The sequence below is a fragment of the Streptomyces sp. NPDC051662 genome, assembly GCF_040681655.1.
Taxonomy (GTDB): Bacteria; Actinomycetota; Actinomycetes; order Streptomycetales; family Streptomycetaceae; genus Streptomyces.
The window spans coordinates 235487-261307 of record NZ_JBFAZD010000007.1; the positions used below are offsets into that span (position 1 = coordinate 235487).

The following is a 25821-nucleotide window of genomic DNA, read 5'->3' on the forward strand; positions in this document are numbered from 1 at the left end:
GACGATGCCGGACGAACAGAAACTCGTCGAATACCTGAAGTGGGTCACGACGGATCTGCACCAGACCCGCCAACGACTCGAAGAGGCCGAATCCGGCCGTCACGAACCGGTGGCGATCGTCGGGATGGGATGCAGGTTTCCCGGCGGGGTGCGCTCTCCCGAGGATCTGTGGGAGCTGCTCGCCGACGGCCGCAGCGCCATCTCCGGATTCCCCGACGACCGCGGCTGGGACCTGGATGTGCTCGCCGGTGACGGCGAGGGACGCAGCGCCACCCAGGAGGGCGGGTTCGTCCATGACGCGCCGCGGTTCGACCCGGGTTTCTTCGACATCTCGCCGCGCGAGGCCCTTGCCATGGACCCGCAGCAGCGACTTCTCCTGGAGGTGGCCTGGGAGGCCATCGAGCGCTCCGGCGTCGACCCGGCCACCCTGCGCGGCAGCAGGACCGGCGTGTTCGTCGGCACCAACTCCCAGGACTACGCGCACCTCGTGCTCGCCGCGCGCGACGACATGGGCGGTTACGCGGGCAACGGCCTCGCGGCGAGCGTCCTGTCGGGCCGGCTCTCCTTCGTCCTCGGACTCGAAGGCCCCGCGGTCACGCTCGACACCGCGTGCTCGTCCTCACTGGTGACCCTGCACCTCGCCGCGCAGGCCGTACGCAACGGCGAGTGCTCGCTGGCGCTGGCCGGCGGAGTGACCGTGATGGCGACCTCCGCCAGCTTCGCCGGGTTCAGCGTCCAGGGCGGACTGGCCGCCGACGGGCGCTGCAAGGCCTTCTCCGACGCGGCGGACGGCACGGCCTGGTCCGAGGGCGCCGGTCTGCTGGTCGTCGAGCGGCTGTCCGACGCCCAGCGCAACGGACACCCCGTCCTCGCGGTGCTGCGCGGCAGCGCGGTCAACCAGGACGGCGCGTCCAACGGTCTGAGCGCGCCCAATGGCCCTTCCCAGCAGAGGGTGATCCGCCAGGCGCTGGCCGGCGCCGGACTCTCCCCGTCCGATGTGGACGCGGTCGAGGCGCACGGTACGGGCACGACGCTGGGCGATCCGATCGAGGCGGGCGCGCTGCTCGCCACCTACGGCCAGGACCGCGAGCCGGACCGTCCGCTGTGGCTCGGCGCGGTCAAGTCGAACATCGGTCACACCCAGGCGGCGGCCGGCGTCGCGGGGGTGATGAAGATCGTGCTCGCGCTCCGCAACGGCGTGCTGCCCCGGACGCTGCACGTGGACGCGCCCTCCTCGCATGTGGACTGGACGGCCGGTGACGTACGGCTGCTGACCGAGCCGGTGCGGTGGCCGGAGGGCGACCGGGTGCGCCGCGCCGGGGTGTCGTCGTTCGGTATCAGCGGCACCAACGCGCATGTGCTCATCGAGCAGGCGCCGCCCGCCGAGTCCGAGACCGCCGAGGACACGCCCGCGCCCACGCCGACCGTCGTGCCGAAGGCCGTGCCCTGGCCGGTGTCCGGCCGGGGCGGCGCCGCGCTCGACGCCCAGCTGGACCGGATCCGCGCCTTCGCGCGGGCGCGCGGCGCCGACCCGCTCGACCTCGGTTTCTCGCTCGCCACCACCCGTACCGCCTTCGAGCACCGCGCGGTACTACTGGCCACCGCGGACGCCGAGGACGGGGCGCCCGTCGAGGTGGCGCGCGGGGTCTCCGGCAAGGGCACGCTCGCCGTGCTCTTCTCCGGCCAGGGCTCGCAGCGCGTCGGGATGGGCCGGGAGCTGTACGCGCGCTTCCCCGTCTTCGCCGAGGCCCTGGACGCCGTACTGGCCCAGCTGGACGGGGAGTTGGACCGTCCCCTGCGCGAGGTCATCTGGGGCGACGACCCGGACGCGCTGAACGACACCGGGTTCACCCAGCCCGCGCTGTTCGCCGTCGAGGTGGCGCTGTACCGGCTGGTCAGCTCCTGGGGCGTCACGCCGGACTTCCTCGCCGGGCACTCCATCGGTGAGATCACGGCCGCGCATGTGGCCGGGGTGTTCTCGCTGGAGGACGCCTGCCGGCTGGTCGCCGCGCGGGCCCGGCTGATGCGGGCGCTGCCCGCCGGTGGCGCGATGGTCGCCGTACGGGCCACCGAGGACGAGATCACGCCGCTGCTGACCGGCCGGGTCTCCGTCGCCGCGGTCAACGGCCCCGACGCGGTGGTCGTCTCGGGCGACGAGACCGCGGTGCTCGACCTCGCGGCCCGGCTGGCGGCCGAGGGCCGCAAGACCACCCGGCTCGCCGTCAGCCACGCGTTCCACTCGCCCCTGATGGAGCCCATGCTCGACGCGTTCCGCGCGGTCGTGGAGGGCCTGGCCTGCCAGGAGCCGTCCGTACCGGTCGTCTCGAACCTGACCGGCGAGGTGGCCACCACGGGTGAACTCACGGACCCCGGCTACTGGGTGCGCCATGTGCGCGAGGCCGTGCGGTTCGGCGACGGGGTGCGGGCGCTCGCCGGGCGCGGCGTACGCACCTTCCTGGAACTGGGCCCGGACGCCGTCCTCTCCGCCCTCGTACCGGAGTCCGTCCAGGACCCGGCCGTGACGGCGCTGCCGGTCCTGCGCAAGGACCGGCCCGAGGAGACCGCGGCCGTGACCGCGCTCGCCGGGCTGTACACCCGCGGCCTCGCGGTGGACTGGGCCGGACTCTACGCCGGTACGGGCGCCCGCCGGGTGGAGCTGCCGACATACGCGTTCCAGAACGAGCGGTACTGGCCCACGGTCCGCGCGGTCGGCGGCGACGCCTCGGGTCTCGGTCTGGTGGCCGCCGGGCATCCGCTGCTCGGCGCCGCCGTCACGATCGCCGGGTCGGACGAGATCGTGCTCACCGGCAGGCTGTCGGCGCAGTCGCATCCCTGGCTCGCCGACCACCGGATCTCCGGCCGGATCGTGCTGCCCGGCGCGGCCTTCGCGGAGCTGGCGATCCGGGCCGGCGACCAGGCGGGCCCGCACCGTGTCACGGAACTGGCGCTGTCCGCCCCTCTCGTACTGGCCGGTCGCGACGCGGTCACCGTGCAGGTACGGGTGGGCGCGCCGGACGACGCGGGCAACCGGGCGCTGACGGTGCACTCCCGTCCCGCCGACCGCGACGCGGACGGCTGGACACCGCACGCCCGAGGCGTGCTGGCGGTGGCCGGACAGGCCGAGGAGACCGGCGGGTTCGACACCGCCGTCTGGCCGCCGCGCGACGCCGAGCAGGTCGCCCTGGACGGACTGTACGAACGACTCACCGGCGCCGGCCTCGCCTACGGGCCGGTGTTCCAGGGGCTGTCGGGGGTCTGGCGGCGCGAGGGCGAGGTCTACGCCGAGGTGGCGCTGCCCCCGGCGGCCGAGGACGCCGCCGCGTTCGGCATCCACCCGGCGCTGCTGGACGCCGCCGCCCGCGCGGCGGGCTCCCTCGACCCCGACGGCGCGCCCGCCGCCGTCCCGGTGTCCTGGAACGGGCTGACCCTGCACGCCGCGGCGGCCTCCGCCCTGCGCGTACGGATCACCGCGACCGGCCCGGACGAGGTGGCGCTGAGCGCGGTCGACATGACCGGCGCTCCGGTGCTCTCCGTCGATTCGCTGGTGCTGGGCCCGCCCTCCGGCGAGCCCCGGCAGGCCACCCCCACGACCGGCGGCACCGAGCGGGGCTCGCTCCTCACGCTCGACTGGGTGCCCGTCCCCGAGCCGGTGGCCGCCACCGGCACCCGCTGGGCGGTCGTCGGCGTCGACGAACTCGACCTGGGTTACGCGATGCACCGCGCCGACGAGACCGTCAGCGCGTACGCGGAGTCCCTGACCGGCGCGGTCGGCGACAGCGGTGTCGCCCCCGATGTCTTCCTGGTGCCCGTGGTCGGCGACCCGGCGAAGTCCGGACCCGAGTCGGTGCGCGCCCTCACCACCTTCGTCCTCGGCCTCCTCCAGGAGTGGCTGAACGAACCGGCGCTGGCGCGCTCACGGCTGGTCTTCGTCACCCGGGGCGCCATCGCCGTCGACGCCGAGGACGTCAAGGACGTGGCCGCCGCCGCGGTGTGGGGCCTCGTACGGTCCGCGCAGACCGAGAACCCCGGCAGCTTCCTGCTGGTCGACATGGACGACACGTTTCTGTCGGCGGGGGTCCTGCCCGGTCTGCTCGGCCTCGACGAACAGCAGCTCGTCGTGCGTTCCCACACGGTCAGGGCCGGTCGGCTCACGCGGCTGCCCGAGAGCGACGAGACCCCCTCGGCCGGCGGCGCGGCGCGCCCCTGGGACCCCGAGGGCACCGTACTGATCACCGGCGGCACCGGCGGCCTCGGCAAGGAACTGGCGCGCCATCTGGTCGCCGAGCACGGTGTACGGCATCTCCTGCTGGCCAGCAGGAGCGGCCAGGACGCCCCGGGCGTGCCGGAACTGCTCGCCGCCCTGGCCGAGCGGGGCGCCGAAGCCTCCGTGGTCTCCTGCGACCTGGGCGACCGGGAGTCGGTGACCGCGCTGATCGCCGGGGTGCCCGAGCAGCGCCCGCTGACCGCCGTCGTCCACACCGCCGGTGTGCTGGGCGACGCGCTCACCGGCTCGCTGACGCCGGAGCTGCTGGAGCGCGTACTGCGGCCGAAGGTGGACGCCGCCTGGTATCTGCACGAGGCGACCCGCGATCTCGATCTGGCCGCCTTCGTGCTCTACTCCTCGGTCTCCGGTGTGCTGGGCGGCCCCGGCCAGGGCAACTACGCCGCGGCCAACGCCTATCTGGACGCCCTCGCCCAGCACCGCAGGAGCCAGGAGCTGCCCGCGGTCTCCCTCGCCTGGGGCCCCTGGGGCCGGGGCAGCGGTATGACCAGCCATGTCAGCACCGCCGACCTGGAGCGGATGGCCCGGGGCGGTATGCCGCCACTGGCGATCGAGCAGGGCCTGGCGCTGTTCGACGCCGCGCTCCTCCGGGACCGGGCCACGGTGGTGCCGACCCAGATCAATGTCGCCGGGCTCCAGGAGCAGCAGGCCCTGCCGGCGCTGTGGCGGGAGCTGGTACCCCGTACCCGCCGCACCGCCGCCGCGGCCGACCGCTCGCCTGTCACCCTGCGCGAACGGCTGCGGCACCTGTCGGCGCCGGAGCAGGAGGGCCTGCTCACCGAGCTGGTGGTGGGCTACTCCGCCGCGCTCCTCGGCCACCCCGACCCGAGCGGTGTCGACCCCGAACGCGGCTTCCTGGAGCTGGGGTTCGACTCGCTCGTCTCCGTCGGGCTGCGCAACCAGCTCGCCGAGGCGCTCGCGCTGCGGCTGCCCAGCTCGGTGGTCTTCGACAACGCGACCCCGGTGAAGCTCGCCCGCTGGCTCCACGGGGAGCTGGCCGGACAGCTCGCCCCCGGCACCCCGGGCACCGCCGCGGGCGCTCCCGCCGCCGCGCGCGGCATCCATAACCCGGAGGAGACGCTGGAGGGCCTGTTCTACGCGGCGGTGCAGGCCGGAAAGATGGTCGAGGGCATGCGCATGCTCAAGGCCGTCGCCAACACCCGGCCGACCTTCGAGACCCCCGCCGACCTGGAGGAGCTGTCGGCGCCCGTCGTTCTCGCGGACGGTCCGAGCAGCCCCCGGCTGGTGTTCGTCAGCGCCCCGGGCGCCACCGGTGGCGTACACCAGTACGCCCGCATCGCGGCGCACTTCCGCGGCAAGCGGCATGTCTCCGCCCTGCCGCTCATGGGGTTCGCCCCCGGTGAGCTGCTGCCGGCCACCAGCGAGGCCGCGGCCCGTATCGTCGCGGAGAGCGCCCTGCACGCCAGCGACGGTGAACCCTTCGTCCTGGTGGGCCACTCCACGGGCGGCTCGCTCGCCTATCTGGCCGCGGGCGTACTGGAGGAGACCTGGGGCATCCGCCCCGAAGCGGTGATCCTGCTGGACACCGCGAGCATCAGGTACCAGCCGGGCGAGGGCAAGGACCTCGACAGGACCACCCGGTACTACCTGGCCGACATCGACTCGCCGTCGGTGACGCTGAACAGCGCCAGGCTCTCCGCGATGGCGCACTGGTTCATGGCGATGACCGACATCGAGACGGTGCCCACCACCGCGCCGACGATGCTGGTCCGGTGTGTGGAGTCGCTGGACGGCTTCCTGTTCGACACCGCCGGCGTCCCCGCGGACGACATCCGTGAGATTCAGGCCAACCATCTGTCCCTCGCCAAGGAGCACTCCGCGCTGACGGCGCGGACGATCGAGGAGTGGCTCGGCGGCCTGCCCGCCGGCGAGGTGTGACCCGGGCGGGGCCGGGCGGGGCTGTGGTCGTACGACTCAGCCTCGCCCGGCCCCGTCCCGCCCCACGGGTCCCGACGCACAGCGGCACCCGCGCACCACCGTCCGACCGTCCAGAGGAGAGACCCCCCATGACCACATCCCACGAGCTGCCGTCGCTCAAGGGCGTGCCGCCGACCGTGCTGCGGCTGAGCCCGCTGCTGCGTGAGCTCCAGACCCGGAGCCCCGTCTGCAAGGTGCGTACCCCCGCCGGCGACGAGGGATGGCTGGTGACCCGCCACGCCGAACTCAAGGAACTGCTGCGCGACGAGCGGCTGGCCCGCGCGCACCCCGATCCGGCGAACGCCCCGCGCTATGTCCAGAACCCGTTCCTGGACATGCTCGTCACCGACGACGCCGAGCTGGCGCGGAAGCTGCACACCGAGACCCGCGCGATGCTCACCCCGAACTTCTCGGCCCGGCGCGTGCTCAATCTGATGCCGAAGGTCGAGGCCATCGCGGAAGGTCTGCTGGAGAGCTTCATCGCCCAGGGGCCGCCCGCCGATCTGCACGGCGGGTTCTCCCTGCCGTTCTCGCTGTCCGTGCTCGGTGAACTCATCGGTGTGCCCGCCGAGGACCGCGGTCTGCTCGTCACGCTGCTGTCCCGGATGGGCGGTCTGGACGACCCGAACACCGTCCAGGGCGGACAGCAGGACCTCTTCGGCTATCTGGTGGAGCTGGCCGGCCGCAAGCGGGCCGAACCCGGCGACGATGTGATCTCCCGGCTGTGCGCGAACGAGCCGTCGGACGAGCGCATCGGGCCGATAGCGGCCGGAGTGCTCTTCGCCGGGCTGGAGGCCGTCGCCAGCCATATCGATCTCGGAGTGGTGCTGTTCGGCCTCTACCCCGAGCAGCGTGACGCGGCGCTGGGGGATCCGAAGCTGATGTTGGGCGCCGTGGAGGAGATCCTGCGCTCGGCGAAGGCGGGCGGCTCGGTGCTGCCGCGGTACGCCACCGAGGATGTCGAGATCGGCGGGGTCACCATTCGATTCGGTGATCTGGTCCTGCTCGACTTCACCCTCTCCAACTTCGACACCCAGGTCTTCGACGACCCCGAGCTGTTCGACATCACCCGCTCGCCCAACGCGCATCTGACGTTCGGGCACGGGATGTGGCACTGCATCGGCGCCCCGCTGGCCCGTATGCAGCTGAAGACGGCGTACACCCTGCTCTTCACGCGCCTGCCCAAGCTGCGCCTGGCCCTCCCGGTGGAGGAGCTTGAGGTGCTGGGCGGCCAGCTCTCGGCCGGCCTCACCGAACTGCCGGTCACCTGGTAGCGCGGAGCCGGTCAGGGCGGCACATCACCACGGGCTCTGCCCCCACCGCCGGTGGGGGCAGAGCCCGTTGGGCGCGCGAGTCCGCCGCTCAGCCTTCCTTCACGGTGATCGCCTGGGACGGGCAGATCAGCCCCGCCTGCCGCGCGGCCTCCCGCCCCGGCTCGTCCGCCGGCTCCTCCAGGACCATGACGATCCCGGAGTCGTCCTGGTCGAAGACATCGGGAGCCGACAGCACACACTGCCCCGCTCCCACACAGCGTTCGGTGTCCACGCTGATGTGAACCATCATTCCTCCGTCGGTTACCTGCGGTCGTACGTGTTTCCCCGCCGGGGGCGCCGGTCTACCAGCGCACGGGCAGGGCGTGCAGCCCGTACAGCACCCCGTCGTACTTGAGCGGCAACTCCTCCACCGGCACGGCCAGTTCCAGCGTCGGGATCCGCTCGAACAGCGTCCGGTAGGCGATGTCCATCTCGACCCTGACCAGGTTCTGGCCGAGGCACTGATGCACTCCGTACCCGAACGCCACATGCGAACGCGCGGACCTGCCGGGGTCGAACTCGTCGGGGCGGTCGAAGACGGTCCCGTCATGGTTGGCCGCCGCGACCAGCGGGATGATGCCCTCGCCCGCCCTGATGAGCTGGCCGCCGATCTCGACATCCTCGACGGCCACCCGGAAGGCGACCAGGTCGGCGACGGAGTAGTAGCGCAGCAGCTCCTCCACCGCCCGCTCGTCGCCGATCCACCGCGGGTTGGACAGCAGCGTGACCACACCGAGTCCGATGTTGTTCGCCGTGGTCTCGTGCCCGGCGATCAGCAGCAGCATCGACACACCGGACAGTTCCTGCTTGCTCAGCGTTCCCTCGGCCAGCAGCTGACTGATCAGATCGTCGCCGGGCCGCTTCTGCTTGATGGTGATCAGCCGGTTGAGATAGCGCAACAGCGCCATGGACGCGGCCTGCCGCTGCTCGTCCGTGGAGGTGAGCGTCACCAGCACCCGGGTCTTGGTCTCGAAGAAGTCCCGGTCGGCGTTGGGCACCCCGAGCAGACTGGAGATCACCAGGGACGGTACGGACAGCGCGAAGTCCGCGATCAGATCGGCGGTGTTCCCCGCCGCGAGCATGGCGTCGATACGCTCGTCGACGATCTGCTGGATGGCCGGCCGCATCTCCCTGACCTTGCGGACGGTGAACTCGGGAATCAGCGTCTTGCGGAACCGCCCGTGCTCCGGCGGGTCCAGTGCCACGAACCAGCCGGGCACCTCGTCCTGGGACGGGACACCGCCGGTCTTCGCCGCCCGGGGGAAGCCGGGGTGCGAGGGGTTGGAGCTGATCCGCGGATCGGTGAGGACCGTACGCACGTCTTCGTGCCGGGTCACCAGCCACACCTGGACGCCGGAGGGCAGCGTCGTACGCACCAGCCCGTCCTGCTCGCGGAAGTCCCGGTACTCAGGCGGTGGAAAGGACTGGCCGGGCCGCCGCAGCGGGAAGGCGACCGGGCACCTGTCGGTAGTCGTCATCTTCTCGATTCCCCTGGGCCTAGGCGCCGTAGAACTTGCGGATCGTTCCCGTGATGAACTCCTGGTCCTCCTCGGTCAGCCCGGTGTGGGTCGGGAGATAGAAGCCGTCCTCGCTGAAACGGCTGGCCTTCAGCGAGGGCCAGTCGGGGTGGAGGTAGCCGGGCTGCCGGCTCATCGGCTTGAAGAAGACCCGTGTCTCGATGCCCTCGTCGGCGAGGAAGTCCCGCAGCTCCTCCCGGCGTTCGGCACGCAGGTCGTACATCCACAGCACATCGCGCGGCGGCATCAGCGTGATCCCGTCGATACCGCTCAGGCCCTCGTCGTACCGCCGCTCGATCTCCCGGCGGATCTCCAGGATCGTGTCGAGCCGCTCGGTCTGTGCCAGGGCGACAGCCGCCTGCATGCTCGTCATACGGAAGTTGTAGGCCAGCTTCTTGTGCAGGAAGCTGTGGTCCTTGGTGAAGGCCATCGCCCGCAGATGCGCCATCTGATCGGCGAGGTGCTGGTCGTTGGTGAGACAGATGCCGCCCTCACCGGCGGTGATGATCTTGTTGGCGAAGAGCGAGAAACACGCGATGTCGGCGACCGGCCGTACGCCGTGCGCCTCGGCGGAGTCCTCCACCACGCGCAGGTTGTACTCATGGGCCAGTTCCATGATCCTGTCCATGTCGCACCGGCGGCCGTAGATATGCACCGGCATGATCACCTTGGTGCGGGGGGTGATCTTCTCCTCGATGAGCGAGACATCGATATTGAGATCGTCCCCGCAGTCCACGAAGACGGGCGTGGCACCGGTGTAGGTCACCGCCCACGCCGTCGCGATCATCGTGAACTCGGGGACGATCACCTCGTCGCCGGGGCCGACACCGAGGGCGCGCAGGGCCAGCGTGAGCGCCGTCGTACCGGACGAGCAGGCGACGCCGTGCGCGATCCCGTTGTAGTCGGCGAACTCGCTCTCGAACTTGCGAACGTACGGCCCCTGCGAGGAGATCCAGCCGTCGCTGACGGCCTCCGTCACATACTCAAGCTCTCGCCCGCCGAGCCAGGGCTTGGACACAGGATGGGTGTATGACATGGAATGCCTCGTTCAGTCGGTGGCGGGAGCCGGGGCGGAAGTCCGGGCGGGGGCGGGCTCGGTGAGGGCCGGAAGGCCCAGAATCAGATCCGCGGCGGCGGACCGGCCGCCCGCCGCGCGCAGCAGCTCCGCGAAGTGCTCGGCGCGCTCACGGAACGCGCCGTCGTCGAGCACCCGGGTGAGCTTGTCGAACACGTCGTCCGGATCGACGGTCTCCGGACGGTCGAGGGTCAGGCTGACCCCGAAGTCCTGGCCACGGATCGCCTGGTCGTCGCAGTCGACCCAGAGCGGACGCACCACCAGCGGCTTACCGAAGTACAGCCCCTCGTGGTAGCCGTTGCCGCCGGCGTGGGTGAAGAAGACCTTGACCTTCGGATGGGCCAGCACATCCAGCTGGGACGGGACCCAGCTCTCGATCCGCAGATTGCCGGGCAGTTCGTCCCGGGGCGGCAGCAACTCCTGCTGCTCCTTGGGCAGTTTCCACAGCACCGCCGCGTGCTTGCTCGCCAGCCGTCGCGTCACATCCACCAGCGCGCCGACCTGTTCCCTGGTCAGCCGGGTGATCGTGCCGAACCCCATGTAGACCACGGACTCCTGGGTGTCGAGCCACGCGGAGAGACCGTCGTCGTCCGGCGCCTGAGGCAGCGGCGGCACCATCGCACCGACCAGCCGCATCTTCTCCGGCATCGGGAACGGATAGTCAAGCTCGGGCACCGAGTAGCAGAGCACCATCTCGGCATGGTCGATCCTGGCCATCATCTGGCGCGCCTCGGGCGCGATCCCCAGCTCCACCCGGATCCGGTTGTCCTCCTCGACCACCTTGCGCATCGAGGACGTCATGAACATCCCCAGCGTCCGCAGCCGGAACAGCTGGTTCTGCACCCGCTGCGCGAACGTCATGTCCAGCGGCAGCCCCGAGTGCGGCACCGGGAAGCCGCCGGGGGTGTAGGACTTGGCGAACGGCACATGCGAGGTGAGCACATTGCTCGGCACGAACGGCACGCCGAGCACGAAGGGAATCCCCTTCGTGATGGCCAGCTCATGCCCGAACTGGCACATCGACTCGATGACCATCAGGGCCGGCTTCACCTCATCGACAATGGCTTCGAGGCGCTGGTACTTCTCCACCCGGGACTCCGGGGCGAAGGAGTGCTTGATGACCGCGCGATGCGCCTTGAACCGCGAACGCTGGGTCACCTCCCGATAGGTCTCGTCGTCCCAGGTGACGGCCGACATCTCGGACACCACGTCGCCCAGTGACGCGAACTCCACGGGCGTTCCCACTTTGGCCGCCCCGATATCGGAGCGACCCTTTTCGTCGGTAGCGAACCACAGATCCTCCACCCCACGGCGGGACAATTCCTCCGCCAGTACGAGCAGCGGGTTGAGAAGACCGCTTTCGGCATAGCTGACGAACAGGATCGGCCGCCGAATCGAGCTCATGGACAACACCCTTCGGAAGTGGCAGCCGGAGCGTTCGGTGCCACAGGTACCCACACGGCCGGTCGCCGGGTGGCCGTGCCGCGCGAGGAAGCGGAACAGTTACTTGGTCTCACGCCACGCTCCGGAGAATCCCTAGTCTTCCGCCGGGGGCCGCTGAATTCCTTAGGGAAAAGTACAGCGTTGACGCCCATACGATCCGGCACGGAGAGGTGTCCGAGGCCCGACTTTCCCTAGGGGTGTGCAACGTCATGACGATCGGAGCCGACGAAGACCCGGTAGTGGTCGTCGGGATGGCATGCCGCTATCCGGGCGGCGTGCGCTCCCCCGAGGAGCTGTGGGAGCTGGTCCGTACGGGCCGTGACGCGATCTCCGGCTTCCCGGCCGACCGCGGCTGGGACCTGGACGCGCTGGCCGGCGAGGGACCGGGCCGCAGTGTGACCCGCCAGGGCGGATTCCTGCACGACGCGGCCGACTTCGACGCCGGGTTCTTCGGCATGTCGCCGCGCGAGGCGGTGTCCACGGACCCGCAGCAGCGGCTGGTGCTCGAAACCTCCTGGGAGGCCGTCGAACGGGCCGGGATCGACCCGTACGCCCTGCACGGCAGCCGCACCGGTGTGTTCGTCGGCACCAACGGCCAGGACTACGCCACCGTCACCCAGCAGTCCGGGGAAGACCTGGCGGGCCACGCCATGACCGGGCTCTCGCCCAGCGTCGCGTCCGGACGGCTCGCCTACACCCTCGGTCTCGAAGGGCCGGCGGTCACCGTCGACACCGCTTCCTCCTCCTCGCTGGTCGCCCTGCACTGGGCGGCGCGCTCCCTGCGCGCGGGGGAGTGCACGATGGCGCTGGCCGGCGGCGTCACCGTGATGTCCACCCCGGTCGGCTTCGTCGGCTACTCCCGGCAGGGCGGGCTGGCCCCCGACGGACGCTGCAAGGTGTTCTCCGACGACGCGGACGGCACCGCCTGGGCCGAGGGCGTCGGTATCGTCGTACTGGAACGCCTCTCCGACGCCCGCGCCCAGGGGCACTCCGTACTCGCCGTCATCCGCGGCAGCGCCACCAACCAGGACGGCGCGTCCAACGGACTGACCTCCCCGAGCGGCCGGGCACAGGAGAACGTCATCCGGCTGGCGCTGGCCGACGCGGGTCTCACCGGAGCCGATATCGATCTGGTCGAGGCACACGGCACCGGTACGAGGCTCGGTGACCCGATCGAGGCACAGGCGCTGCTCGCCACCTACGGCCGCGGCCGTGCCCCCGGGCACCCGCTGCGGCTCGGCTCCCTCAAGTCGAACATCGGGCACGCCCAGGCCGCGGCCGGGGTCGCGGGCTTCATCAAGACGGTGATGGCCATGCGGCACGGACTGATGCCGCGGACCCTCCATGTGAACAAGCGGACCTCCCAGGTGGACTGGACGGACGGCGCCATCGAGCTGCTGACCGAGCCGGTACCGTGGCCCGCGGACGACCGGCCCAGGCGCGCGGGCGTCTCGTCGTTCGGGATCAGCGGCACCAACGCGCATCTGATCGTCGAACAGGCCCCGGACGCGGGCGAACCGGCCCCGTCCGCTCCCGTTCCCGGCACCGTGCCCGCCGTGCTGCCCTGGCCCGTCTCGGCCAGGACCGAAGCCGCGCTGAAGGACCAACTGGCCAGGCTCACGGAGTACGTGGCCGAAGCCCCCGGCCTCGCGCCGGCCGACATCGGCTACTCCCTGGCGACCGGCAGGGCCGCGTTGAGGCACCGTGCCGTGCTGCTCGCGGACGGCCAGGAGGTCATCGAGGCCGCCCGCGGCGAGGCGGGCGAGGGCACCACCGCGATCCTCTTCCCCGGCCAGGGCAGCCAGCGCCTGGGCATGGGGCGTGACCTGTACGCGCGCTTCCCCGTCTTCGCCCGCGCCCTCGACGAGGTACTGACCGAGCTGGACGGCCATCTCGGCCGGCCGCTGCGCACGGTCATGTGGGGCGACGATCCCGAGACCCTGAACCTCACCGGCTGGACCCAGCCCGCGCTGTTCGCCATCGAGACGGCGCTGTTCCGGCTGATGGAGTCCCTGGGCGTACGCCCCGCCGTGGTCGGCGGCCACTCGATCGGCGAGATCACGGCCGCCCATGTCGCGGGCGTGTTCTCGCTGGCCGACGCCTGCCGGCTGGTCGCCGCGCGCGCCGCGCTGATGCAGGCGCTGCCCACGGGCGGCGCCATGGCCGCCGTACAGGCCACCGAGGACGAGATCCTTCCGCTGCTCGCGGCCCGCGCCGACCAGGTCTCCATCGCCGCCGTCAACGGGCCCGCGTCCGTCGTCGTCGCGGGCGAGGAGAGCGCGGTCCTGGAGATCGCCGCGCACTTCACCGACCTGGGGCGCAAGACGAACCGGCTGTCGGTGTCGCACGCCTTCCACTCCCCGCTGATGGATCCGATGCTCGCGGACTTCCGGCGCGTCGTGGAAACACTCACCTTCCACGAGCCGGCCGTACCGGTCGTCTCGAACCTCACCGGCGAACTGGCAGGCGCGCGGCTGCGCACCCCCGACTACTGGGTGCGGCATGTACGCCAGGCCGTGCGCTTCGCCGACGGCGTCAGGGCGCTGGGCGCGGAGAACGTGGACGTCCTGCTGGAGCTGGGCCCCGGAAGCGTGCTCTCCGCGATGGCCAAGGACAGCCTCGGCGAGGCCGCCCGGGACATGACCGTCGTTCCCGCGCTGCGCAAGGACCGTACGGAGGAGGCCGCCCTCGTCGCCACGCTGGGCCGGCTGCACACCGCCGGAGTCCCGGTCGACTGGCGGGCCTTCTTCGCGGACACGGCCGCCCGCCGGGTCGAACTGCCCACCTACGCCTTCCAGCGCGAGCGTTTCTGGCCGGCCCCGCCGTCGGCCGCCACGGGCAACCAGGGCGCGGGCGCCACCGGGCATCCCCTGCTCGGCGTCACCCTGGAACTCGCCGGTGGCGAGGGCCTGGTGTTCACCGGACGGCTCTCCACCCGCACCCACCCCTGGCTGGCCCAGCACGCGATCGCCGGACGGATCACGCTGCCGGGGGCCGCCCTGCTGGAGCTGGCGATCCGGGCGGGCGACGAGGCGGGCTGCGACCGGATAGAGGAACTGACCCTCACCGAGCCGCTCGTCCTGCCCGAGCACGGATCCGTACGGGTACAGGTACGTCTGAGCACGGCGGACGGCATCGGCTGGCGCACCGTCACCGTCCACTCCAGGCCGGAGGGCGCCGTCCACGAACCGTGGACCCAGCACGCGACCGGCGTCCTGACCCCGGTCCCCGGCGAGCCCCGCACCGCCGCGGACCTAGGTCCTGTCCGGCCGATCTTCGCGGGTCCGCGACGCCCGGCACGCACGCTCGCCGCGTTGTCGGAGTCGCCCGAGTACGTCCAGTACACGGGCGATCCTCCGCCTTGCGATCGCACGCACCAGACGCCGCGGCCTGATCCACGTAGATCGACCGGACAGGACCTAGGCTTCGGTACGGGAGTCTGGCCGCCCGAGGGCGCCGAACCGGTGGACCTGGAGGACCACTACGAACACCTCGCCGACCGCGGCTTCGACTACGGCCCGGTCTTCCAGGGCCTGCGGGCGCTGTGGCGGCGCGGCGCCGAGAGCTTCGCCGAGGTCGCCCTGCCCGCGGAGGTCGCCGACGCGGAGGCGTACGGACTCCACCCCGCCCTGCTGGACGCCGCGCGGCACGCCGCCATGACCGGCGAGGGCAGTCTGCCCGACCGCTGGCGTGGCGTGTCCCTGCATGCCTTCGGGGCCTCCGCGCTGCGCGTACGGCTCACCCCGCGCGACGACGGCGGGGTCGGCGACAGCGCCGGCTCTGTACTGGAGCTGACGGCCGCCGACTTCTCCGGGACCCCGGTGCTCACGGTCGAGTCGCTGCGCGTACGCCCGCTGACCGCCGAGGAGTTGCTGCCCGCCCAGGCGGCGCCCAGGACCGGGGCCCGTACGGAGTCCGCCGCCCGCACCACCCGGCCACCGGCCGCCAAGCCGGCCGTACGGGACGGGGACATCCCCACCCTGGTCAGGCAATTGGAGGAGATGCCCGAGGGCAAGCGGGCGCGGTATCTGCTCGATCTCGTCAGGACCGAGGCCGCCGCGGTGCTCGGCCACGGCGGCGCGGACGCCATCGGCGCCCGGCACGCCTTCAAGGAGATGGGCTTCGACTCGCTCGCGGGCGTCGAACTGTGCGACCGGCTCGGCGTACTGACCGGCCGGGCGCTGCCCAGCACGCTCGTCTTCAACTTCCCGACGCCCGTACGGATCGCCGACCATCTCGCGGCGATCCTCACCACGCCCGCCGCCCCGGCGACGGGCTCGGCGGACGACGAACTCACCAGATTCGAGTCCGTCATCCACTCGGTGTCGTCGGACGGTTTTGAACGCCAGGTGATCGCCGACCGCCTGGAGAAAATCATCTCCACCCTTCGACAATCCACGCCCCCCGCACTGCGCACTTCCGGCGAGGACATCGAGACGGTGTCGGTCGACAGACTGCTCGACATCATCGATGAAGAGTTCGAAACCACATAGAGAATTGTTGCTTTCGTTCGCGACCCGATGATGAGGACGGACCGGTGCCAGAAGATCAGCAGGACAAAGTCGTCGACTACTTGAGGCGGGTCACTTCCGATCTCCGCCGCGCGCGGCAGCGCATCGGCGAACTGGAGCTCAAGAACAATGAGCCCATCGCCATCGTCGGAATGAGCTGCCGGCTGCCCGGAGGCGTACGTTCCCCCGAAGCCCTCTGGGAACTCGTCGAGTCCGGTGGCGACGCCATATCGGGATTTCCCGCCGACCGCGGCTGGGATCTCGACCGGCTCACCGGGACCGGGGAGGGAAACAGCGCCACCCACGAAGGCGGCTTTCTCTACGAGGCGGCCGAATTCGACGCGGACTTCTTCGGTATCTCCCCGCGCGAGGCCATCGCCATGGACCCGCAGCAGCGGCTGCTGCTTGAGGTGACCTGGGAGGCCCTGGAGCGGTCCGGGATCGCCCCGACCGCGCTGCGCGGCAGCCGGGCCGGTGTGTTCGTGGGCGCCTACCACTGGGGAGCGCCCTCGGCCGCCGCGGCCGGTGAACTCCAGGGACACGCGCTGACCGGTACGGCGGCCAGTGTGCTGTCGGGGCGTCTCGCCTACACCCTGGGGCTCGAAGGCCCCGCCATCACCGTCGACACCGCCTGCTCGTCGTCGCTGGTCGCCCTGCATGTGGCGGCGCAGTCGCTGCGCAACGGCGAATCCTCGCTCGCCGTCATCGGCGGCGTCACCGTACTCACCGAGCCCTCCGTCTTCGTGGAGTTCAGCAAGCAGGGCGGACTGGCCCCCGACGGACGGTGCAAGGCCTTCTCCGACGACGCGGACGGCACGGGCTGGGGCGAAGGGGTCGGCGTACTCGTCGCGGAACGCCTCTCCGACGCCCGGCGCAACGGGCACCAGGTGCTGGCCGTGCTGCGTGGCTCCGCGGTCAATCAGGACGGCGCGTCCAACGGGCTCACCGCCCCCAACGGCCCCTCCCAGGAGCGGGTGGTGCGTCAGGTCCTGGCGACGGCCGGGCTGTCCCCGTCCGACGTGGACGCGGTGGAGGCGCACGGTACGGGGACGAAGCTCGGTGACCCGATCGAGGCGCAGGCGCTGCTGGCCACCTATGGTCAGGACCGGGACCCGGAGCGTCCGCTGTGGCTCGGCTCGCTCAAGTCCAACATCGGTCATACGCAGGCCGCCGCCGGAGTCGCGGGCGTCATCAAGATGGTGATGGCGCTGCGCAACGGCGTACTGCCCAGAACGCTGCACGCGGGGACCCCCTCGTCACATGTCGACTGGTCCTCGGGCGCGGTACGGCTGCTGACGGAGGCCGTCCGGTGGCCGGAGACAGGACGGCCGCGCCGGTGCGCGGTGTCGTCGTTCGGTATCAGCGGCACCAACGCCCACGCCCTGCTGGAGCAGGCCCCGGCCCCGACAGAAGCGGCGGCGGAGGCGGACGGGGACACCGTAGGAGACACGGACGCTCCGGCGCCCTTCGCGGGCCCCGCCGTGCCCTGGATCGTGTCCGGACGCGGTGACACGGCGCTGCGCGACCAGGCGAGCGCGCTCGTGGCCCGGCTGGAGACCGACCCGTCGGCGCGGCCCGCCGACATCGCCCACTCCCTCCTCGCCGCGCGCACGGTCTTCGAGAACCGCGCGGTCGTGGTCGGCGCGGACCGCGCCGAACTCCTCGCCGGAGCACGGGCGCTGGGCACCGGCGAGTCCTGGACGGATCTCGTCTCGGGTGTCGCCGATGTCGAGGGCAGGACGGTGTTCGTCTTCCCCGGACAGGGCTCGCAATGGGCCGGCATGGGTGCCCGGCTGCTGGCGGAATCCCCGGTCTTCGCCGAGCGGATCGCTGAATGCGCCGCCGCTCTCGGCGAGTTCGTGGACTGGTCGCTGGAGGGCGTGCTGCGCGGTGCGCCGGACGCCCCGTCGCTGGAGCGGGTCGATGTGGTGCAGCCCGCGTCCTTCGCCGTGATGGTCTCCCTCGCCGCCCTCTGGCGCTCCCACGGCGTGGAGCCCGCCGCGGTCGTGGGCCACTCGCAGGGTGAGATCGCGGCGGCCGTGGTCGCCGGCGCGCTCTCGCTGGAGGACGGCGCGCGGGTGGTCGCGCTGCGCAGCCAGGCGATCGGCCGCACCCTGGCCGGCCATGGCGGAATGATGTCCGTCCCGCTGCCGGTCGACGAGGTGGAGCGGCTGCTGGAGACCTGGTCGGGCCGGGTGTCGGTGGCCGCGGTCAACGGGCCGCACTCGGTCGTCGTCTCGGGTGAGCCCGGCGCGCTGGACGAACTGTCGGCGCGGCTGACGGCAGAGGAGGTACGGGTCCGCAGGGTCGCGGTGGACTACGCCTCGCACTCCGCGCAGGTCGAGAATCTGCACGACGAACTCCTCGATGTCCTCGCGCCGGTCGGCCCCCGCGCCTCCGACATCCCCTTCTTCTCCACGGTGACCGGCGACTGGCTGGACACCGAACAGCTGGACGCGGGGTACTGGTTCCGCAATCTGCGCCGGAGAGTGCGGTTCGCGGACGCCGTCGGCGATCTGCTGGCCGCGGGACACCGCGCCTTCATCGAGGTCAGCTCGCATCCCGTACTGACCATGTCGGTACAGGACATGACCGAGGCATATGGTGAACCGGCCGTCGCCACCGGCACGCTGCGGCGTGACCGGGGCGGGCTCGGGCGCTTCCTGCTCTCCGCCGCCGAGGTGTTCGTACGCGGAGTCGAGGTCGACTGGGCCGGACTCTTCGCCGGCACGGATGTCCGCCGGGTCGATCTGCCCACCTATGCCTTCCAGCACGAGCGTTTCTGGAACATCCCCGCCGTGCTCGACCGGGTCGACGCCATCGACCCGCTGGACGCGGAGTTCTGGGCGGCCGTGGAGCGGGAGGACCTCTCGGCGCTCACCACCGCGCTGCGCACGGACGCGAACTCCGTGGCCGCCGTCCTGCCGGCGCTCTCCTCCTGGCGCAGGTCCCGCAATGACCGCTCCACCGTCGACTCCTGGCGCTACCGGGTGACCTGGTCGCCGGTGAGCACCGTCCCGCAGCGGTCCCTGACCGGCGGCTGGCTCGTCGTCTCCGCCGCGGACACCGACGACAGCGAGACGGTCGCGCTGCTGGAGGCAGCGGGCGCGGAGGTGACCCGGCTGGTCCTGGACGAGCCGTACGTGGACCGCGCCGTCCTCGCCGAACGGCTGGCCGGAATCGGGGAGTTCGCCGGGATCGTCTCCACGCTCGCCGCCGCCGAGGAGCGCGGCGAGCGCTACCCGAGCCTCACGCTCGGACTCGCGCTGACCGTCTCGCTGGTCCAGGCCCTGGGCGACGCCGGGATCGAGGCCCCCCTCTGGTTCCTCACCCGGGGCGCGGTCTCCACCGGCCGCTCCGACGCGCTCACCCACCCGGTGCAGGCGCAGGTCGCCGGTGTCGGCTGGACCGCCGCACTGGAACACCCCCGGCGGTGGGGCGGCGTCATCGATCTGCCGCCGACACTGGACCAGCGCACCGCCGGACGCGTGGTCTCCGCCCTCGCGGGCGCGCTGGGCGACGAGGACCAGCTCGCCGTACGCCCCTCCGGGGTCTTCACCCGCCGTATCGTCCGCGCCGGAGCCGGCGGCCAGGGCTCGTCCCGGACCCCGTCCCGCACCTGGACACCGCGCGGTACGACACTGGTCACCGGCGGCTCGGGCACCCTCGCCCCCGATCTCGCCCGCTGGCTCGCCGAGCGGGGCGCGGAGCATGTGGTGCTCGCCAGCCGCCGGGGCATCGAGGCCCCGGGCGCGGCCGAACTCGTCGCGGAACTGGCCGCGTCGGGCACCGAGGCCACCGCCGTCGCCTGCGATGTGACCGACCGCGAAGCCGTCGCCGCGCTCCTCGCGGACCTCAAGGCCCAGGGCCGTACCGTACGCACGGTCATCCACACCGCCGCCGTCATCGAGCTGTACACCCTGGCCGAGACCACCATGGAGTCCTTCTCCGCCGTCGTGCACGCCAAGGTCACCGGAGCCCAGCACCTGGACGAACTGCTCGACGACGAGGAACTCGACGACTTCATCCTCTACTCGTCCACCGCCGGCATGTGGGGGAGCGGCCACCACGCCGCCTATGTCGCGGGCAACGCCTATCTCTCCGCGCTCGCCGTCAGCCGCCGCGCCCGCGGTCTGCGCACCACCTCGGTGCACTGGGGCAAGTGGCCCGACGACATCGAGCGCGAGCTGGCCGACCCGCACCACATCCGCCGCAGCGGCCTCGAATACCTCGATCCGCGGCTCGCGTTGAGCGGTCTCGGCACGGTCCTGGACGACGACGAGACCGTCATCGGGCTCACGGACATCGACTGGGAGACGTACTACCCGGTCTTCACCGCCGGCCGTCCCACCCGTCTCTTCGACGAGGTCCCGGAGGTCGCCCGTCAGCTCACCCGCACCACCCAACAGGCTGGCGGACGGCCTGAGTTGAGCGATCTCGCGGCGCGGCTGCACGATCTGCCGGGCCCCGAACAGGAACGGCTGCTCCTCACCCTGGTCCGTACGGAAGCCGCCGCCGTCCTGGGCCACGCCTCCGCCGAGTCCTTCCCCGAGCGGCGCGCCTTCCGCGACATCGGCTTCGACTCGGTCACCGCCGTGGACCTGCGCAACCGTATCGTCGCGGCCACCGGACTGACCCTGCCGTCGACCATGGTCTTCGACTACCCGAACGCGGTCGCGCTCGCGGGCTTCCTGAAGTCCGCCGCGCTGGGCGGCGACGGGGAACCGGCCGTGGCCGCCCGCACCGCGCCCGCCGGAGCCGCCGCCGCCGACGCCGACCCCATCGCCATCATCGGCATGAGCTGCCGCTACCCCGGTGGCGCGGGCTCGCCCGAGGAACTGATCCGGCTCGCGCTGGACGGCGCGGACGTCATCTCCGAGTTCCCCGCCGACCGCGGCTGGGACGCCCGGGGGCTCTACGACCCCGACCCCGACCGACAGGGCAGGACCTACTCCACCCAGGGCGGATTCCTGCACGAGGCCGCGGAGTTCGACCCCGGCTTCTTCGGCATCTCACCGCGTGAGGCCGTATCGATGGACCCCCAGCAGCGCCTGCTGCTTGAGACCTCCTGGGAAGCCTTCGAGCGCGCCGGGATCGATCTGGACTCACTGCGGGGCAGCGCCGCAGGAACCTTCATCGGCGCCAGCTACCAGGACTACTCGACCAGCGTGCAGAACGGCACCGAGGGCTCCGAAGTACACATGGTCACCGGCACGGCGGCCAGCGTGCTGTCGGGGCGGGTGTCCTATCTGTACGGGTTCGAGGGCCCGGCCGTCACCGTCGACACCGCCTGCTCGTCCTCGCTGGTCGCGATCCATCTGGCCTGCCAGTCGCTGCGCAGCGGCGAGAGCTCCCTCGCGCTGGCCGGCGGCGCCGCCGTGATGGCCACCCCGCACGCCTTCGTGGGCTTCAGCAGGCAGCGGGCGCTCGCGCTCGACGGCCGCTGCAAGCCGTTCTCCGAGGCCGCCGACGGGATGACGCTGGCGGAGGGCGTCGGTGTCGTCCTGATGGAGCGGCTGTCGGACGCCCGGCGCAACGGCCACCGCGTCCTCGCGGTCGTACGCGGCTCGGCGATCAACCAGGACGGCGCGTCCAACGGGCTCACCGCCCCCAACGGCCCCTCCCAGCAGCGCGTCATCCGCCAGGCACTCGCCAACGCCGGACTGACCGGCGCCGAGGTCGACGCGGTGGAGGCGCACGGTACGGGGACGAAGCTCGGTGACCCGATCGAGGCGCAGGCGCTGCTGGCCACCTATGGTCAGGACCGGGACCCGGAGCGTCCGCTGTGGCTCGGCTCGCTCAAGTCCAACATCGGTCATACGCAGGCCGCCGCCGGAGTCGCGGGCGTCATCAAGATGGTGATGGCCATGCGCGAGGGCGTCCTTCCCGGGACGCTGCACGCCGACATCCCGTCGTCGCATGTCGACTGGTCCTCGGGCGCGGTGGAGCTGCTGACCGGACAGACCGCCTGGCCGGACGCCGACCGGCCGCGGCGCGCGGGCGTGTCGTCCTTCGGGATCAGCGGTACCAACGCGCATCTGATCCTGGAACAGGCGCCCCCGGCCGAGACGGCGGTGAACACCGAGACCGACATCGAGACCGACACCGAGGCGGTCACCGAAGCCGCGACGGCTGACGAGGCTCCGGTGCCCGGCCGGGCCTCGGCGCCCGGCGAGGCCGAATCCGGGCCCGTCGTACCGTGGCTGGTCTCGGCCAAGTCCGAGCAGGCGCTGCGCGACCAGGCGGCCCGGCTGCTCGCCCTCGCCGACGCCGACCCCGGCCTCTCGCCCACCCGGGTGGGCTGGTCGCTGGCGACCACCCGCTCCGCCTTCACCCACCGCGCGGTACTGCTCGGCCGGACCCGGAGCGACTTCCTGCACTCCCTCGAAGCGCTGGCCACCGCGCGGAGCGCGGCGGGCGTCGTCCACGGCACCGTGGGCGAGGGGTCGACAGGACCCGTGTTCGTCTTCCCCGGCCAGGGCTCGCAGTGGTGGGGCATGGGCCGTGAGCTGCTCGCGCACTCCGAGGTGTTCCGGGAGGCCGTGGACGCCTGCGCCGGCGCGCTCGCCCCGTACATCGACTGGTCACTGCACGACGTCCTGGGCGGCGAGGGAGACCCCGCGCTGCTCGAACGCGTGGATGTGGTGCAGCCCGCGCTGTTCTCGATGATGGTCGCCCTCACCGCGCTGTGGCGCTCGTACGGAGTCGAGCCGTCGGCGGTCGTCGGCCACTCGCAGGGCGAGATCGCCGCCGCCCATGTGGCGGGCGCGCTCACCCTGGAGGACGCCGCCGCCGTCGTGGCCCTGCGGAGTCAGGCCCTGCCCCGGCTCTCCGGCCTCGGCGGCATGATGTCGGTGGCCGCACCGGTCGAGCGGGTGACCGCCCTGCTGGAACCGTGGGGCGAACAGCTCTCGGTCGCGGCCGTCAACGCACCCTCCTCGGTCATCGTCTCCGGCGACGCCGGGGCGCTGGACGAACTGCTCGCCGCCTGCGAAGAGCGGGGCGTGCGCGCCCGCAAGGTGTCGGTGGACTACGCCTCGCACGGCGCGCACGTCGAGGCCGTACGCGAGGAACTCTCCCGCGTGCTCGCACCGGTCCGCTCCGAGGCCCCGCGCGTGCCGTTCTACTCGACGGTGACCGGCGCCCGGCTGACGGAGGCCGCCTTCGACGGCGCCTACTGGTACACGAACCTGCGCAGGACCGTACGGATGGAGGAGGCGACCCGGGCGCTGCTGGCCGACGGACACCGCGTCTTCATCGAGATGAGCCCGCACCCGGTGCTGGCCGCCCCCATCCAGGAGACCCAGGAGTCGGTGGCCGAGGCCGTCGCCGACTCCGCGGTGGTGCTCGGCACCCTGCGCCGGGACGAGGGCGACCTCAGGCGCTTCCTGGCCTCCCTCGCCGAGGCGCACACCCACGGCACCGCGGTGGACTGGCGCGCCGCGTTCCCCGCAGGCGGGGCCGTCCCGGTCGAACTGCCCACATACGCCTTCCAGCGCCGCCGGTACTGGCCGGAGCCCAGGCCCATGGCCGGGACCGGCGCCGCCGGCAGCGGCGGTGGTACGGACGCGGACGCGGCGTTCTGGGATCTCGTCGAGAGCGAGGACCTGGAGTCCCTGGCCGACGAACTCGGCGTCGGCGCCAACGGCGCGCGCTCCTCGCTCGGCGACGTACTGCCCACGCTGTCGGCGTGGCGGGCCAAGTCGCGTGAGCGCTCCGCCGTCAACGCCTGGCGCTACCGCGTCGACTGGACCCGGCTGAACGAGCCGGGCACCGCCGCGCCCACCGGCCGGTGGCTCGCGGTGGTCCCGGCCGACCGTACCGACGACGCCTGGATCTCCGCCGCGCTGGCCGCACTGGGCCCTGACACGGTCAGGTTCGAGGCGGAGGGCCCGAGCGGCAGCGGCACCGACCGGGCGGCCTGGGCCAAGCGGCTCGCCGAACTGACCGCCGACGGAACGGAGTTCACCGGCGTACTGTCCCTGCTCGCACCCGTCGAGGAGCGCCACCCGGGCCATGCCTCCGTACCCGCGGGACTGGCCCTGACGCTCACGCTCGTCCAGGCACTGGGCGACGCGGGGCTCCGCGCCCCCCTGTGGTGCGCCACCCGCGGCGCCGTGTCGGTGGGCCGGGACGACCGGCTCACCCGGCCCGTGCAGGGCGCCCTGTGGGGTCTCGGCCGCGTGGTCGCACTGGAGCACCCGGACCGCTGGGGAGGTCTCGTCGACCTCCCCGGGACCCCGGACGCGCGCGCCACGGCCCGGCTGACGGCCGTCCTGGCGGGCCTGGACGGCGAGGACCAGATCGCGATCCGCCCGTCCGGGGTCTACGGCCGCCGGATGACCCACGCGGCGCCCACCGCGGACCACCCCGAGCGCCGCTGGCGGGCCCGGGGTACGGCGCTGATCACCGGCGGCACCGGCGGCATCGGCGGCCGGGTCGCCCGCTGGATGATCGAACGCGGCGCCGGACACGTGGTGCTGACCAGCCGGCGCGGCGAGGAAGCGCCCGGCGCGACGGCGCTCCGCACCGAACTTGAGGGCCTGGGCGCCCGCGTCACCATCGCCGCCTGCGACGCCGCCGACCGCGACGCGCTGGCCGGCGTACTGGCCGCGATCCCCGAGGAGTTCCCGCTCGCCTCGGTGTTCCACGCGGCGGGCGTGGCGGACGGCGACGCCACCGTGGAGTCGCTGACGCTGGACCAGCTGGACGCGCTGATGCGGTCCAAGCTGACCGCCGCCCTGCATCTGCACGAACTGACCCGCGGCCTCGACCTGGACGCCTTCGTCCTGTTCTCCTCGGGCGCGGCGACCTGGGGCAGTGGCGGCCAGCCCGGCTACGCGGCGGCCAACGCGTTCCTCGACGCCCTCGCCGAGCACCGCAGGGCCGAGGGCCTGACCGCCGCGTCCGTCGCCTGGGGCACCTGGGCCGAGGTCGGTATGGCCACGGTCGACGAGGTCCACGAGCGACTGCGGCGCCAGGGCGTCCTGCCCATGGAACCGCCGCTGGCCATCGCCGCGCTCCAGCGGATGCTGGAGGACGACGACACGGCGCTCACCGTGACGCTGATGGACTGGGAGCGGTTCACGCCCAGCTTCACCGCGACCCGGCCCAGCCCGCTGCTCTCCGGGATCCCGGAGGCGGGCAGGGCGCTGGCCGCCTCCGACGAACTGCCCACCGGCGAGGGCGGACCCGCCGTCCCCCCGCTCAGGCAGCGGCTGGACACCCTGGCCACGGCCGAACGCGACCGCGCGCTGCTCGAAGCGGTACGCGCGGAGGCGTCCGCGACGCTCGGCCACGACGCGGCCGAGGCGATCCCCGCCACCCGCGCCTTCCGCGATGTCGGCTTCGACTCCGTGACCGCCGTCGAACTGCGCAACCGGCTGCGGACGGCCCTGGGCCTGCCGCTGCCGGCCGCCCTGGTCTTCGACCACCCGACCCCGGCCGCCCTCGCCCAGCACATCGGCTCGCTGCTCTTCGGAACCGCCCCCGGGCGGACCGACGAGAACCGCGCCGACGATCCCGACGCGGAGATCCGCGACGCCCTCGCCTCCGTTCCCATCAGCCGACTCCGTAAAGCGGGACTTCTGGACATGGTGCTCAAACTCGCCACCGCCGACGCCGTCGAGGCGACCGCCCCGGCCGCCGACGGCGAGGACTCGCTCGACGACATGGACGCCGAGAGCCTGCTGCGGCTCGCCACCGAGATGTAGTCCACCCGCGGCGACGTCCACCCCCTGGC

7 protein-coding genes and 1 pseudogene are annotated in these 25821 nt (G+C 72.3%); 4 read left to right on the plus strand and 4 right to left on the minus strand.

What is annotated here, in order from left to right:
* Nucleotides 1–4: 4 nt before the first annotated feature.
* Both AB0M67_RS14650 and AB0M67_RS14655 read left to right on the plus strand, forming a co-directional pair.
* Nucleotides 5–6181 (plus strand): type I polyketide synthase, encoded by a 6177-nt coding sequence (locus AB0M67_RS14650; RefSeq protein WP_365745708.1) that lies wholly within the window; start codon nt 5–7, stop codon nt 6179–6181.
* 128 nt (nt 6182–6309) lie between these two features.
* A complete protein-coding gene (locus AB0M67_RS14655) occupies nt 6310–7494 on the plus strand; it encodes a cytochrome P450 (RefSeq protein ID WP_365745709.1) in 1185 nt (394 codons plus the stop codon).
* Between the two features lie 88 nt (nt 7495–7582).
* Here AB0M67_RS14655 and AB0M67_RS14660 read toward each other — a convergent pair whose 3' ends face one another.
* The 4 genes from AB0M67_RS14660 to AB0M67_RS14675 are packed head-to-tail and all read right to left on the minus strand — an operon-like array spanning nt 7583 to nt 11529.
* Nucleotides 7583–7783, minus strand: coding sequence for a ferredoxin (locus tag AB0M67_RS14660; RefSeq protein WP_365745710.1), 201 nt, complete (start codon nt 7781–7783; stop codon nt 7583–7585).
* A gap of 52 nt (nt 7784–7835) precedes the next feature.
* A complete protein-coding gene (locus AB0M67_RS14665; protein WP_365745711.1) occupies nt 7836–9011 on the minus strand; it encodes a cytochrome P450 in 1176 nt (391 codons plus the stop codon).
* 19 nt (nt 9012–9030) lie between these two features.
* A complete protein-coding gene (locus tag AB0M67_RS14670; protein ID WP_365745712.1) occupies nt 9031–10086 on the minus strand; it encodes a DegT/DnrJ/EryC1/StrS family aminotransferase in 1056 nt (351 codons plus the stop codon).
* A gap of 12 nt (nt 10087–10098) precedes the next feature.
* Nucleotides 10099–11529: a glycosyltransferase gene (locus AB0M67_RS14675; RefSeq protein ID WP_365745713.1), complete on the minus strand. Its 1431-nt coding sequence runs from the start codon at nt 11527–11529 to the stop codon at nt 10099–10101.
* 263 nt (nt 11530–11792) lie between these two features.
* Between AB0M67_RS14675 and AB0M67_RS14680 the strand changes: the two are divergent.
* Both AB0M67_RS14680 and AB0M67_RS14685 read left to right on the plus strand, forming a co-directional pair.
* Nucleotides 11793–16061: pseudogene (locus AB0M67_RS14680) on the plus strand (beta-ketoacyl synthase N-terminal-like domain-containing protein); the annotation flags it as partial.
* Between the two features lie 44 nt (nt 16062–16105).
* Nucleotides 16106–25792, plus strand: a complete 9687-nt coding sequence (locus tag AB0M67_RS14685; protein ID WP_365745714.1) for a type I polyketide synthase — start codon at nt 16106–16108, stop codon at nt 25790–25792.
* Nucleotides 25793–25821 lie beyond the last annotated feature (29 nt).